This window comes from Algoriphagus sp. 10J20-15 (assembly GCF_055809615.1).
In genome coordinates, this window is sequence record NZ_JBVVUG010000043.1 from 1 (window position 1) to 14,707 (window position 14,707).

Below are 14,707 nucleotides of genomic sequence, written 5' to 3' on the forward strand. Positions count from 1 at the left end.
CTACCTTTTTTATTTATCAGCAAGAATCATAACAAAGAAAATCGCAAAAAATTAGATGGATTTTCGGAGTGCTTTAATTATCAGGACTTTTGTTTTTTGTAGAGTGGCACAGTACTACAAGGCTCTCCGTACATTATGGATTTTGCACGGCTCTGTATAAGAGAAATTATTTTGCCGTAGGCGAATAAAGGAATAGGGAAATCACTGCACCCTTTGACCACAACTGGCCTATCTACGAAAGATTCTAGATCTAATTTTCTTAGACAATCTTCGGAAATCATCACTTCAAGCTCCTTTAAATCACCAATAGCAAAGCCACGGGCAATGGAATTGAGATAGGTAGCTACTAACATAAAAGCCCAATTTGGTACTATAGCATCAACTGTACAGGTAATCGCGACCCATTTTTTTTCATACTGAGTCCAATTAATTTCCTTCAGAGCGGCACGAAAGTCTTTTTCTCTTAAGATCAATTCCTGAAATAGAAATGGCTTCAGGTCAAAAACCACTCGCTCTTCCCGAGGATAGATTTCTTCCAGATTGATCGTGATAAGCGGGCTACTCGCTACTCTATTAACTATCTCGCTCATATTAGCAATGGATTCTTTTTTGATTGAAGAGCTTTAAACTCTTTCAGGTAATTTGGGACGAAATAAGCCAAGTCGGCAAATTCTTCTCTTTGAAACTTCTCATAACCCAATGCCCCTACATAATTCGCTGAAATTGGAATATCTAAAAAAACAGCATTTGGGTGCAGGATAACCTCCGACACTTTCTTTACAGCATCCCCTACAAAATACACCTTACCCCTATCAAGCAAACAAGTGAATGATTCCTCGTCGATGATTTCAGAGTCAAGTTTGTTAACTGAGTGTAATTCCTGATCGAAAACTTCCCGATAAACTTCCATCCGTCTCGCATCGAGCATTGCCACGATCAGCCCATTGTCATTTACATAAGATTTCGTACCATAAGCCATTGCTTTCAAGGTACTGATTGCTATCAAAGGAATTTCTCTGGCAAACGCCAATCCTTTGGCAACCGAAACTCCAATTCTCAATCCTGTGTAGGATCCAGGTCCTTCAGATACAGCAACAGCCTCTACCTCTTCTACGGTAAGTTGACATTCGTCCAAAAGAGTATCTATCATCCCCATGAGCTTTTCTGAATGAGCTCCCGGGAGATCAAGTGACTTCTCTCTTATCAATGCTCCACTTTCATGTAGTGCTATAGAACATATCGGTGTAGAAGTCTCCAAAGAAAGAATAACTGCCATACTCTTTATTTTGATGAGGCTGTTAAAACCATTTTTACTTTCTCAAGATCCTTCAAATACTCTTTCGCCAACATTACATCCTCGTCATCCTGCAATCCTGATTCAATCATTCCTTCTTGAAAATAATACCTGGAAACTATCTCCTGAGAAAGAATTTTCTTTATCTCTTCTTTATTAGTCTCCAAATCTTGCTCTTTACTGTGATTAACTCTCTTTTCGAGAGAATCAATCTGCGCCTTGATCTCATCGTAGTAATCTACTTTTTCAGCATTCTTGCGCATGTCCTCCACAGATTTCTCTAAGTAGGTGGTGTAATCGTACTCTTTTCCTTCTAGCCAACTCACGAAATCAGCATAGTCTGAATCTGAAATCTCAAAAGTGGCTGCATCTGCAATCTGAGGATGATCATAGAAATACTTCGTACCATAATCAAACACATGATTTCTCGCAACCAAACTATATGAAATCGGCGCATAGCTTTTTTGTTCTACGCTCTCATCAGGCTCAATTCCTGCCCCATCCAATACTGTTCTCCCGTTTTTGGTTTGAAATGCCTTTCTCAATGAATCTGGAACAGTCACCAACTCGTTGCTTTCTCTACTTTGCAAATAGTCAATGGCTTGAATACAGCGACCACTTGGAATGTAGTATTTGGCGGTAGTCACTTTCATCTGGGCATTGTAGGTCAATGGAACTGTAGTTTGCACCAACCCTTTACCAAATGATTTTCTTCCTAATAAAACAGCCCGATCGTAATCCTGTAGCGTACCAGCAACAATCTCTGATGCAGAAGCACTATGCTCATTAAGCAAAACAACCATCGGAATATCCTTATCCACAGGGGTTTTGGTAGTCTTATAGGTGTAATTCACATTTTCAAGCTTGCCGATAGTTTTGACTACTTCTTTTCCTTTAGGAATAAAAAGATTAATAATCTCAACAGCTTCGTTGACTAATCCACCTGGATTATCTCTTACATCCAGCACCAGCCTATCTATTCCCTGGCTTTTCAAATCTACAAGCGCATTTCTTACTTCCGTAGAAGCATTGGTAGTGAACTCGGCCAACTTAATATAACCTGTATTGTCGTTCAATTTTCCGTAATAAGGAACATTCTTGATCGCTATTTTCTTACGAATCACATCAAACTCAAGCGTATCCTGATCTCTTTTAATTTGCAAATGCACAGGTGTATTAGCAGGGCCTTTAAGAAGTGTAGAAACATCTGACGTTCCCAAGGTCGTCACGTCAGTAGAGTCTATTTTCAATATATAATCAGCTATCTTCAGGCCGACCGTCTGCGCAGGAAACCCCGTGTAAGGCATGATTACCATGCTTCCTTCTCCCCGATTTCCTATCAAAGCACCAATCCCAGCATATTCCCCAGTCGTCATCATTCGATAATCATCCGAATCCTCCTCAGGAACATAAGTCGTATAAGGATCCAATTCCTCCAACATCGCATTGATACCGATGGTCACTAATTCATCTGGATCAATATCATCCACATAGTAGGAGTCTAGTTCACGTATGAGTGTAGCGAAAATGTCAATGTTCTTAGCTATCGCAAATAGCTTGTCGTTCTTAGGATTGAATGCAAAAAATCCGGTAAGTGCAATTGCTCCCAGTAGGAAGATCAGCAGGGATTTTTTCAATGATTTATGCATGCTGTTTTTGGTTTTCGCTTACAATAGTGGCAAGTTTCTTTAAAGCCAGGATAATTTTAGTCTGAATTTCTGAAAATTCCATCAGATCGGAAACTTACATAAATTAAGCCAATCGACATAGAAGGGGCTGTGGGAGGAATCAACGCTTTGTTAAGCCTATAGGCCTCGCGCATCCTTCGTTTTACAAAGTTTCGCCCGACAGCCTTTTTGATCTTCTTCTTCGAAACGGAGAAAAGCACCTGAGAGGTTCCACTACCCTGATCCTTTTTAACAAAAAATTGGACTTTAAAGGGGTACAAAAAAAAAGAGGAACCTTCGTTAAAAAGTTCCTTGATAAGTTTGTCGGCATGAAGCCGCTCACTTTTTGGGAGTCTGTAATTCATCACAAGGACTATAATCGTACGTGAACATACGAAAATCAGTGCTAAGAATTACTTCTTCAATGTCTTTTCAGAAGAAACAGTCAACTTGTGTCTTCCTTTTGCTCTTCTAGCTTTCAGTACTCTTCTACCGTTAGCAGAAGACATTCTTTCTTTAAAGCCGTGCTTATTTTTTCTTTTTCTACGAGAAGGTTGAAATGTTCTTTTCATGATCGAATATCTTTATCTAATTGCTTGCTTGATTAAGTCTCCTTGGTTTGCCTCCCAAAAAGGAATGCAAAGATAAGTACCATTTCCTTAAATGCAAACAAGCCAAATAACATTTGTTTGAATTCATTCAACTTAACCACAATGAAATTCCTAATAGAATCCCAAAATCCAGTATCTCAATTCATACAAATCACGCTATACATTCCTGTAAGGCATCTTTCACAGGTGCGACTACAGCTGCCCGCTTGGAGAGCAGGACGTTATCAGCTTTCAAATTACGTTCAAAATATTCGAGGTCTCCAAGTTATCTCACCAAATGGAGACACAATTTCTCATTCCAAGTTGACTAAAGATCTATGGGAATTCAGCCCCGACCATGTGGGAGAGTACCAGATTCGTTATGAATATTACTGCGCTAAGATGGATGCGGGCTCTTGCTGGGTCGATGACGAGCAACTTTACCTAAACTTTGTTAATTGCTGTTTTGAGGTGGAAGGTCGTTCCGAAGAAAGGATTACAGTAGAAATAAATCACCGGCAGCACTTTCAGTCTTGTACTACCCTACTCAGCGAAAACAATGAATATTTTGCCTCCAATTTTCAGCATTTAGCGGATAGCTCCTTTCTAGCTTCGCAAAGCATAACTCACCAGGCATTTGAAATCGATGAAGTCAAATTCCATTTATGGTTTAATGGAGAAATTCACTTTGACCTTTCAAAATTCAAAACCGATGTGAGGGAATTCGCAGAAAAGCTTATCGAGGCTTTCGGGGAGTTTCCGGTAGAGGAATACCACTTCATCTATCAACTTCTGCCCTATTCACATTATCATGGTGTCGAGCATCAGCGCGGAACGGTGATTACATTTGGCCCTGCTGAGAGTTTGGCAGAAAGAAAGCATAGAAATGAACTCATGGGTGTGAGTTGTCACGAATTGTATCACGCCTGGAATGTGTGCCAGATCAGGCCTATCGAAATTATGCCTTACGATTTCTCCAAAGAAGCCTATCATGAAGCCGGATGGATGGTAGAAGGAGTCACAACTTACATGGGAGATATTTTCTTGTTGAGATCAGGATACTTTTCCCTTGAGGAATATTTCCAAACATTTGAAAAAGTACTGAACCGTGAAGCAGTGAATTTCGGCTGGCAAAATCAATCCATCTTAGAGTCCAGCTTTGATCTCTGGATAGATGGCTATGTGGCCGGGATACCTGATAAAAAAGTGAGTATCTACACCCATGGTGCTTTGATAGCGTTTTGTCTCGACGCAATGCTTTTGGATGAGAATTCATCTCTTCATCAGGTGCTGAAGATGCTTTGGAAGAAATTTGGGAAAACGAAAATTGGCTATACGCTGGAAGAAGTATGGGAAGTGGTGCTTTCACAGACTAGCCACCCTATCTATTTCAATCAGTTCTACGACGACTTTATCGCGGGAAAAGAAGATATTTTCCCATTGGTGGAGAAACACCTGTTATCGCTTGGTTTTGATCTCACGAAAAAATGTAAAGAAGATAGCTTAGCCTCAGATTTTGGAATCATCAAATCAGAGGATGGTAAGGTTGCGAAGGTTCATCCAAAAAGCGAAGCGTATTCCAAACTCCAAATTGGAGATATCGTCAAGGAGCAAGAAATATCTGAATCAACTATTAAGTTATCCCTCGATAGATTCGGGAGAAAAATAGAAGTGGTCCTAACTAAATCCAGCGAATTTCTATTTAAAGACTATCAGATTTTAGACAAAAAAAACAACCCTAAAAGAGTTGTTTGGATTGGTAGATAAAGCAAAAGGGCTGTCATTGCTGACAGCCCTTTCTTAACTAACTATTTCAATTCTTAATTGAACACCGAGTCATCCAAATCTTGATTGAACTCTATAGATGTGATATTAGCTTTAAGAGGCATAGGCAACATGCTGTTGGTGATGACCATTGTCATCGGCATCATCAAACCATCTACTTCTTTGTAATCTTTGTAAACAATTTTCCCAGCAGCGGGAGATTCAGTCTGAAGCTTTAAACCAGAAGCAACGCTATAATATTCCGTAGTGTTTCCATCTCCACCAGCATCAAACGCCAGCTTATAGGCTTGCTCACCTTCCACTTCAGCCGTTCCTTCAAATGTAACAGCGATTCCTAAATCATCTAGATACAACTCACGGAAAGCATAAATCTGGTTTTTCAATACTGCTGCAACTTGCTCATCAGTCAACGTTTGCTCCTGCCCCATTGCAGAAACAGTACCAGCTCCGTCTTTGACGACAGTCTTTGACATTACATTACCATTCACCTCCGTGACGTTTAACATGCGCTCATTTTTCTGATCAGTTATTCCCTGGATGAGCAATTTCATTCCTTGAATTTCGGCTTCCATGTTCATTTCCACGTTATAAATCGCCTTCATCTTGGATTCTCCACCTGTGGCTTTGATGTAGTTATCGATCACTTCTTTGACCGAATTCTCATCTTTGACTTTGATTGAACCTTCTTCGGCTACCACATGAGCTTCTGACGCCATTGGAGCTACCAATAGGCTAAATGCCAGTATTATTATCGTCTTTTTCATTTGATTTATTTAGTTAAAATCTGCTTCAGTCAATTCTGGATTAATTTCAAGATTAGTGATTTTTGCCTCCAAAGGCACAGGAATCATTGCTGATTTAATCGTTTGGGTCATTGGAATCAAGACGCCATTTTTCTCTTGATAATCACTGTAAAATGTGTCTCCCGAAACTGGGTTTTCATTTTTGATTTTCAATCCAGATTCTACTGAGTAGTAATTGGTTACCGATGACCCTAATGGAGTTGCCACGATTACCTTATATGCTGGAGTTCCTTCTACATCCTTAATGCCATCTAGCGTCAAGGTATACCCCATTGTTCCAAAATATAATTCTGGTATAAAGTAGGTTCCAAGTTTAGCAGCATCAACTTGCTCATCGGTCATAGCCATGGATTGACCTTGAACACTTGCCGTACCTTTACCATCCTTCACGACCGAAGTCTGCATTACATTCCCTCCTACTAGGGTCTTTTGGGCAAATCTCATATTGGCATCATCATGAATCAACTCAATGGTTAACTGAGTACCCATCACTTCGGCCACCATTTCTAATTTTGCCGCTTTGATAGCACTTGCTTTAGCTTTTCCGCCAATTGCAGCTATGTAGTTTTCAATCACTTTTTCAGATGTCATATCTGCATCTACAGCTGCCATTTCTTTGGCAGGGAAGCCCATATTGTCAAACATCATGACCTCTCCAAACTGAGCTAATTTATCCTTGATCTCAGTCCCGTTACCCACTGCTGTAATGTACAGTTTCGAAGGATCAATTAGATCATCAGCTGTTTTGTTAATATCTGCTATGGTCAGCGCATTCATTTTTTGCAAATACGTTTCGTAGTAATCTTTTGGAAGGTCATAACGCTCGATATTCAATGCAAAACTTGCTATGGTAGAAGGACTCTCAAGCGATCTTCCAAATGAACCTGCCAAGTTGGCTTTCGCTTTATCCAATTCTTCCTGCGTTACTCCATCTTTTACCAGTCTATTGATTTCATAGATGAATTCATACACTGCAGAATCCGTCACTTCTGTACGAACCGACGCATTGGCAGAGAATTGACCTACCAATTTGTCTGGAGCAAAAGAGGAATAGGCTCCATAAGTATAACCTTTGTCCTCACGGAGATTCATGAAAAGGCGGGAAGAAGAACCTCCACCAAAAATTTGATTTAGCACTCTACTTGGAATATAATCTTCATCGCCAACTTTCAACTCAATCGGCTGGGCAATATCTATTACTGTCTGTACTGATGAACTTCTATCCACCAAGGCTACCATATTCTTATCTGCTGGCGCAGGCTTAGGATACGTAAATGATGGCACATCACCCTGCTCCCAGTCACTGAAATAAGACTTCACCACTTTCTCCGCTTCTGCTTTACTCATATCTCCGACAATTGCCAGGTAAGCTACATTTGGTTTGAAAAATGTCTCGTAATACGTTTTGATATCTTCCACCGTCACATTTGTCAAAGACTCTTCAGTTTGGACTTCGCCATATGGATGGTCTTTTCCATACACCATCGCATTTGATAGTCTGCTGGAAATAGCACCTGGCTCATCTTTGCTGGTTGCCAAAGCAGTGATCGATTGCTTCTTCAACTTATCCAATTCCTCTTGAGGAAAAACCGGATTGAACAGGACATCAGTCATCAAATCAAGTACTTTGTCCTGATGTTTTTTCAAAGAAGAGGCAGAAACAGATGTAGAAGATGCCCCTAGAGATGCACCGATAAAATCGATTTCCTCATCCAGCTCATCTTTTGTACGGTTAGCTGTACCAGCTGTAAGCATTTCACCTACAAAACCTGTCATCCCAGCTTTATCTCCTTCCATGATCGGGTCTCTTTCAAATACAAGTGTGAAGGATACTCTAGGCAGTTTATCATTCTCTACTACAAAAACTTTCAAGCCATTCTCTAGGGTAAAAGTCTCTGCTTCGCCAATTTTTATTACCGGTGCTGGCCCCGCTTTTGGAAACTGGCTTCTGTCCACCTGAGCAAAGCTCACGATAGACACCAAAAGGCTCAATACAAAGGATATTGTTATTTTCTTCATGTCATTTCGATTTTAAGGTGATTCAATTACTGAGCTGCTTCGGCAGATTTTGGTAAATAATACAATACCACACGGCCATCCAACGTCAAATATTCTTTGGCTACTCTCTGAAGGTCTTCCTTGGTGACTTGACCATAGGCGTCCATTACCTTATTGACATAATTCGTATTGCCATAGATCACATGAGCTTCAGCAAGATTCTCTGCTACACCCGCCATGGAGGAATTTCCACTCACAATATTGTTTTCCATGATGTTTTGTAGCTTTTCAAAATCTCGGTCAGAAATGCCTTCTTCCTGAACCTGTTTCACCAGTTTATCGATTTCTGTCTCCAGATCCTTTGGTTCTACTCCCATATTCGTGATGCCATACATGATAAAAATACCTCCATCTTCTAAGTCAAGAGGAATTGCAGCAAGTGCCAACGCTTTTTGTTGCTTATCTACCAACTCCTTGGTCATCAAGGAAGAATTCCCTCCTGTCAAATACGTAGAAAGCATAGACATTGCATAGGAATCCTTGTGAGTTTTAGGTGGAAGATTGTAAGCCTGAATCACTGCTGGAATCTGAATATTGTCATATACTATATCCCTGATTTCGGCAGTTTTCTTAGGTTCTGTAATATCAGGTCTGTAGATCTCCTTGGTTCCTTTTGGGATTTCGGAGAAATATTTCTTCACCCATTCTTCTGTCTTCGCATAGTCTATATCTCCAGCTATTGTCAACGTAGCATTGTTTGGCACATAGAAATCCTTATAAAACTGCTGAAACTCCTCAATAGAAGCCGCATTCAAATCATCAAGCGAACCTATTGGAGCCCAACGATACGGGTGAACAGAATAGGCTCTTTTCAACGTTTCGATTAAAATACTACCATAAGGTCTGTTGTCGTAACTCTGGCGTTTCTCCTCTTTTACTACCTCACGCTGCGTCTCTACTCCAGTTTGATCTACTTTGGAATGCAGCATGCGCTCACTTTCCATATAAAGCGCCAGCTCTAACTCATTAGAAGGCAGAGACTCGTAGTAATAGGTAATGTCATTTGAAGTGTAAGCATTCAAAGTACCTCCGTGCGACTGGATAATATTCATGTATTCTCCCCTTTCGATATTCTCCGACCCTTCAAACATCAAGTGCTCAAAAAAGTGTGCAAATCCAGTTCTATCCGGTTGCTCATTCTTAGATCCTACATGGTAAAGAACCGATGTCACCACGATTGGCGTGGTATTGTCCTGGTGCATGATCACATGCAGCCCATTGTCCAAGTCAAATTCCTTGAACTCAATTTTGGTTTGAGCAAAAGCAGGAATACTCAGCATTCCTGCTACTAACCCCAAAGCAGTAAGTTTTCTCATCATTGTATGTTGGATTATATTCTCATTGATAAAATCTTTGAATGGTAACTTCAAAAGACAAATTCAAACTTATTGTTTACCATTCATCCTAAATTTCCCTAAAAAAATAACATTTAACTCTAATCTAAAAATTTAGGAAGATATATTAATAAAAAATAAGGCCCTGAATAATCATTTTTCAGGGCCTTATTTTATGGATTTAGTCTTGCTAAAATATCTTTTGCTTCATGCCATTGAAGCCTAGGACCAAATTGACTTACAATTTTCGAACTCGCCATGGATGCAAGCTTCCCGCTTGAGGCATAACTGTGCCCGTTTGTAATACCATACATAAAGGCTCCCGCAAACATATCTCCTGCTCCGTTCGAATCGATCGCGGTTGTTGCATAAGGTTCGATATCAATAAAGGTATCTCCATCGAAGATCATGGCACCGTTTTTCCCCTGCGTGATTACAAAGTGCTTAGCTACTTTCTTCAATTCCTCACGGGCTTCAAGCAAATTATCCTTTCCTGTGAAAGTCATCGCTTCTTCCTCATTAGCAAAGAGTAAATCCACACTTGCACCGATCACCTCAGTCATGGGGTCTTTGAAGTACTTCACCATAGCCGGATCGGAGAAGGTCAAGGCTACTTTTACCCCATTATCTTCAGCGATTTTCTTTGCATGCTTCATCGCTTGCTTACCATTCTCAGAAGTGATCAGGTAGCCCTCGATATATAAATATTGAGAATCTTTGATCGCAGCCTCATCTACATCTCCTGTGGAATAGGTTTGTGTGATTCCCAAAAATGTATTCATCGTACGTTCAGCGTCTTCAGTTACCATTACTAGGCATTTACCTGTGATACCTTCCGCCAAACTGCTTTCATTCAAGTTGTGAGAGACACCCGCATCCTTCATGTCATTCATATAGAAGTGGCCAAGTTCATCATTTGCAACTTTACAGGAATAGTAGGATTTACCTCCAAACTGAGAAATAGCGATTACTGTATTTCCTGCTGAACCTCCACATTGCTTCTTTGCTTCTTCGGTGTTGATCACCGCCATGAGAGCATTTTGACGATCCTCATCCACCAAAGTCATGAGCCCTTTCTCCACGCCATTGTCAGCAAAAAACTGATCTTTTACTTTGAATTCTATATCTACTAAGGCATTCCCTATGCCGGTTACGTCGTATTTTTTCATTTTTTATTCTGTATTGGAAAATTTTAAAATTGAAATATTGGAAAATTGATTTCAGTGGTTATCGATACTTCGATATTCAACATTCAGCATTCTTCATTCGAAATTACTGTTAAAAGATTAGGCTTAAAGAGACTTCAAAGGCTAATTGGGAGAATATCTCAATAGCATATAAAGATCTCGTAAATCATAAATCTCAAATCGTAAATGGCAAGGGTCAATCAAATATGCGGTGTCTTTCAAATGGCTTTTCTCGATCAAACAAATAGCGGTAGGTATGATGAGTCTTGTAAATATCTGCCAAAAGCTGTTCACAAACACGCATCATCTTTGGATTGAAATCGCCAATCCAGTTCATCTCAATAGTTTTGTATTGAAAATCAGGCTTGCCGCTCATCTTGTCGTAGGTGATGATCATCGCACTCTCCACCCCTTTTCCCTGATGCTCAGGCACTACTCCAAACACCAGACCAAGCATTTTGTTGGGAGGTGAGAAGGTTTTGTACCAAAGAAATTTGAGTTTACCGATCAAGTCCATTTTGCCATTCACATGCTTGAAGATCTGGTTGATTTCCGGAATCTGAATAAAGAAGGAAACGGGTTCGCCTTTATAAAACCCGAAGTAAATCAGCTTTTCCTCAATAATCGGTTTCATCTTGGCAAACATCATCTGCGCTTCTTTCAGCGCAAGTGATTTGCCCATGTGCCTAGCCCAAGCTTTATTATAGACAGTCATAAAGTATTCCGGCGCCTTTTCCTTTAGCTCCTTTCCCTTCAGGTAATGGAATTCATAGTCAGGATTATCCATAACCACTTTTGCTCTGGCTATCATTTTCTCATCAAAGCCTAAGCCCTGAACATTTCTCGCGTAGGTAAACTGCTTGAAGTAAATCTGGAAACCGTAATCCTCGAAGAACTTTTGGTAGTATTTAAAGTTCCACGGCATATTGTAATTCGGCTCTGTGAATCCATCCACGAGCAATCCCCACCATTTGTCGCGCTCTCCAAAATTAATCGGTCCGTCCATGGCTTCCATTCCTTCGCTTTCCAGCCAGGCTTTTGCCGTATCAAAAAGTAAAAATGCCGCATCTTGATCGTCAATACATTCAAAGAATCCTAAACCTCCTGTCGGTTGTTTTTCCTTCATCTTAGGATTGATGAAAGCTGCTACACGACCGATGGTTTCTTGTTTGTCATTTTGCAAAATCCAGCGCTTGGCTTTGGCTCCATTTCGAAATAGCTTATTGGTTTCTTTATGAAAAAGCCCCTCGATATCTGCGTCAAGAGGCCGGATCCAGTTTTTCTCGTTTTTATATAACCTCACAGCCATCTCGATAAACTCTTTTTGATGGGCTGGCGTGGTGACTTCGATCAATTGCATTCGGGTGATTTTAGAATGCTAAATTAGGTAGATCGGGTGAAAGGGCAAAAGGTGCGTTGTCCTGCTTCTCCAGAAGCAGTACAAAAAACAACCTAAAACCAAATCCAAATGATCAATTCTCTTACTACCATTATACTACCTCCAATCAATAAAAAGTAGATCAAAGCGTTTCTCCTGAATTTGTCTAAATAATTAAACTTATGTAAGCCTACTTTGTCAGGAACAATAACCTTACGGTATAAATAAACACCCAATCCAAATATGATTAAACCGACTAAAATCAACATCTCTTAATATTTTTAAAAGCTGCTTCTGGAGAAGCAGCATAACTGGTGATTCTATATTCCTCAATTCAATTGCTTCAGCAGATTCTCACGGTAACGCATACCAATTGGTATCATTTTTCCTCCAATTTTAATTTGATTCCCTTCGATAAATTCCACTTTGGAAGTGTTAATGATAAAGGACTTATGAGTTCGCACGAAAAGCTCCTTGGGTAATTCTGCCTCCATTTTTTTCATCGTCGAAGTAATGATCAACACCTGACTTGCCAAATACACTTTAGCATAATCTCCAAAAGCCTCAAAAAATAATATCTCCTCAAAAGCAGTTCTATATAACTTCTTATCCACCTTCAGCATAATGTACTCAGGTGAATCTTGCTGAGTCTTCAGGCGTTCTTTTACTTTCTGAATGGCTTGCAAAAAGCGATCAAAGGGAATTGGCTTCATCAGGTAATCGACAGCATTAAGCTCAAAGCCATCCAAGGCAAATTCCGGATATGCTGTAGTGAATATCACCAGAGGTTTATTCGCCAGTGTCTTATAAAAATTGATACCCGAAAGCTTCGGTAGATTGATATCCAAGAGTAGCAAGTCAACGGGATTTGACTCAATTCCTGAGATTGATTCCAGTGCATCTTTGTATTCCCCAGAAAGGATTAGATCTGGATGATCAGAGATGAATTGTCTCAAAACATCCCTGCTGAGTGGTTCGTCATCTATGATTGCACATCGGATCATATAAGTGTCAAATTAACTCGAAATTCTGTTTCGGTTTTTAGAATTTCTAATTCATAAGAATTAGGATAAATAAGTTCCAGTCTTCTTTTTACGTTTTCTAGCCCAATCCCTCCATACTTTCCTTTTTCCATGTCATCGATCTGGCCCAACTTATTCTTGATCGAAAAAGAGATAGCTGTATCCACTTTCAGCTTGATGTCAATAAATGCCTGTTCAGAATCATCTTTCATTCCATGTTTGAAGGCATTTTCCACCAAGGGAAATAACAACAGTGGTGCAATCACCACCCCTTCTAATTCACCTTCCAAAGTAAACCCGACTTTGGACCCCTCTTCCAATCTAAGCTTTTGCAACTCGATGTAATTTTCCAGCATTTCCACCTCCTTCACCAAAGGCACTTTATCTTCTTCTACCTCATAAAGCATGTATCGAAGCAAATTAGAAAGCTCCAAAACTGTTTCAGAAGTCTGATCGCTTTTGGCCAAAGCCTGCGAATAAATGCTATTCAGGCTATTAAATAGGAAGTGTGGGTTAATTTGAGTTTTGAGAGAATTGAGTTCAAGAGACAATTTCTCTTTCTCTACCTGCTGCAGTGTGTACCAGGATTTTGACAATTTGATAAGCGTAGTAAGAATCAGATAAATCAAGAAAATACTCACTAAAACCTGCCACTCTGTGAAGGAAACCATATAGAACTCAGAATCTAAAAGCGGAAACATTACCTCAAACGTGAGTTCATGAATCACATACGTCGCCAATAAAAGCAACGGAATGCTCAGAAAGTAAAGCAGGTATTTTCCTTGGTCGAGAAACCTAGGAATCAGTACTCTTAAATTGAAATAAACTAGAAAGAATAGAGGAACATGAAAAAGCAATGCATAAAAAACATCTATGAACTTGAAGACACTCGATATCGAAAAATAATTTCCGATCGCATAAATGGAAAGCATCCAAAAAACCGGATGCTGAAACCATTTTGAGTTGATGAGCTTGATCATAAATACTGATTAGCTGGCTTTCTTGTAAGTCTCCGTATCCTCAAACACCGACTCGTCATCAGAATATTTGTCGATAAATTTCTGAATTTCCTTAGGCTGAGCTGTAATTAGGATCGTTCCGTCCACATTTTCATGTCTCAATCGGATCAGATTACTTTCAAAAAGCTTATTCAATTTTTCCAAATCAAATGAAGTCAGGTATAGTTGCATACCGCTGAATTTCAATTTAGCAAAAGTATGCACTGGAATCATATTAGAACCTAAACCCTCAGCTGAATAAGGATCGTCAGGATACAAGTCTAGAAATAAGTCGTCCCCTATTTTGGCAATATGGCCTTTGAATTTAATTAAATCCCCACCTTCCATAATCTCAATAGCGTATTCTTTATTTTTAGATAAGTCGGCAGATTCGGATGAACCAAAAAAATTAGGCCCGGAAGAAGTATTTCTAAATTCTATATAATCTTCATCATTCATCTCCCATCGACCTAATAATTCCGGGAAATATACTAGCGTATCATCTGTGTAAATAGGAAACAGTGAATACACACAGGAATTTAATAAGACTACCAAAAGTCCAATTGCGAGAATTGATTTTGCTTTTTGCAT

At 39.7% G+C, this 14,707-nt stretch carries 14 protein-coding genes; 1 reads left to right on the forward strand and 13 read right to left on the reverse strand.

Annotated elements, in window-relative coordinates:
• Positions 1-80: 80 nt before the first annotated feature.
• Genes AC0L6R_RS17770 through rpmH form a run of 5 tightly spaced genes read right to left on the reverse strand, consistent with a single transcriptional unit; the run spans position 81 to position 3,533 of the window.
• Positions 81-590 carry a DUF2480 family protein gene (locus tag AC0L6R_RS17770; RefSeq protein ID WP_283414038.1) on the reverse strand — a complete coding sequence of 170 codons (510 nt, stop codon included), beginning with the start codon at positions 588-590 and terminating at the stop codon, positions 81-83.
• Positions 587-1,276, reverse strand: coding sequence for a tRNA (adenosine(37)-N6)-threonylcarbamoyltransferase complex dimerization subunit type 1 TsaB (gene tsaB / locus AC0L6R_RS17775; protein WP_473272388.1), 690 nt, complete (start codon positions 1,274-1,276; stop codon positions 587-589). Before tsaB ends, AC0L6R_RS17770 begins: the two co-directional genes overlap by 4 nt.
• Before the next feature lie 5 nt (positions 1,277-1,281).
• Complete coding sequence (locus AC0L6R_RS17780; protein WP_473272390.1) at positions 1,282-2,943, reverse strand: S41 family peptidase; 1,662 nt, start codon at positions 2,941-2,943, stop codon at positions 1,282-1,284.
• Positions 2,944-2,999: 56 nt separating this feature from the next.
• Positions 3,000-3,326: a ribonuclease P protein component gene (rnpA, locus tag AC0L6R_RS17785; protein ID WP_473272392.1), complete on the reverse strand. Its 327-nt coding sequence runs from the start codon at positions 3,324-3,326 to the stop codon at positions 3,000-3,002.
• A 48-nt stretch (positions 3,327-3,374) separates the two neighbouring features.
• On the reverse strand, positions 3,375-3,533 hold the full coding sequence (gene rpmH / locus AC0L6R_RS17790) for a 50S ribosomal protein L34 (RefSeq protein ID WP_091698287.1): 159 nt from the start codon (positions 3,531-3,533) through the stop codon (positions 3,375-3,377).
• Between the two features lie 141 nt (positions 3,534-3,674).
• Here rpmH and AC0L6R_RS17795 point away from each other — a divergent pair, with 141 nt between their 5' ends.
• The gene (locus AC0L6R_RS17795) at positions 3,675-5,318 is read left to right on the forward strand and encodes a M61 family metallopeptidase (RefSeq protein WP_473272393.1); all 1,644 of its coding nucleotides are present in this window, start codon (positions 3,675-3,677) and stop codon (positions 5,316-5,318) included.
• Between the two features lie 53 nt (positions 5,319-5,371).
• On the opposite strand, the gene AC0L6R_RS17800 is transcribed toward AC0L6R_RS17795, so the two are convergent.
• From AC0L6R_RS17800 to AC0L6R_RS17835, 8 genes are all read right to left on the reverse strand, one after another.
• Complete coding sequence (locus AC0L6R_RS17800; RefSeq protein WP_473272394.1) at positions 5,372-6,100, reverse strand: peptidase, M16 family protein; 729 nt, start codon at positions 6,098-6,100, stop codon at positions 5,372-5,374.
• Positions 6,101-6,109: 9 nt separating this feature from the next.
• On the reverse strand, positions 6,110-8,158 hold the full coding sequence (locus AC0L6R_RS17805; protein ID WP_473272395.1) for a M16 family metallopeptidase: 2,049 nt from the start codon (positions 8,156-8,158) through the stop codon (positions 6,110-6,112).
• A gap of 26 nt (positions 8,159-8,184) precedes the next feature.
• Positions 8,185-9,513, reverse strand: a complete 1,329-nt coding sequence (locus AC0L6R_RS17810) for a M16 family metallopeptidase (RefSeq protein WP_283414048.1) — start codon at positions 9,511-9,513, stop codon at positions 8,185-8,187.
• Between the two features lie 191 nt (positions 9,514-9,704).
• Positions 9,705-10,700, reverse strand: a complete 996-nt coding sequence (locus AC0L6R_RS17815) for an adenosine kinase (protein WP_473272397.1) — start codon at positions 10,698-10,700, stop codon at positions 9,705-9,707.
• Positions 10,701-10,914: 214 nt separating this feature from the next.
• A complete protein-coding gene (locus tag AC0L6R_RS17820; RefSeq protein ID WP_473272398.1) occupies positions 10,915-12,078 on the reverse strand; it encodes a hypothetical protein in 1,164 nt (387 codons plus the stop codon).
• Between the two features lie 347 nt (positions 12,079-12,425).
• On the reverse strand, positions 12,426-13,100 hold the full coding sequence (locus tag AC0L6R_RS17825) for a LytR/AlgR family response regulator transcription factor (protein WP_473272399.1): 675 nt from the start codon (positions 13,098-13,100) through the stop codon (positions 12,426-12,428).
• Entirely contained in the window at positions 13,097-14,098 is a 1,002-nt protein-coding gene (locus AC0L6R_RS17830; RefSeq protein WP_473272400.1) for a sensor histidine kinase, read from the reverse strand. Before AC0L6R_RS17830 ends, AC0L6R_RS17825 begins: the two co-directional genes overlap by 4 nt.
• Positions 14,099-14,107: 9 nt before the next feature.
• The gene (locus AC0L6R_RS17835; RefSeq protein WP_473272401.1) at positions 14,108-14,707 is read right to left on the reverse strand and encodes a hypothetical protein; all 600 of its coding nucleotides are present in this window, start codon (positions 14,705-14,707) and stop codon (positions 14,108-14,110) included.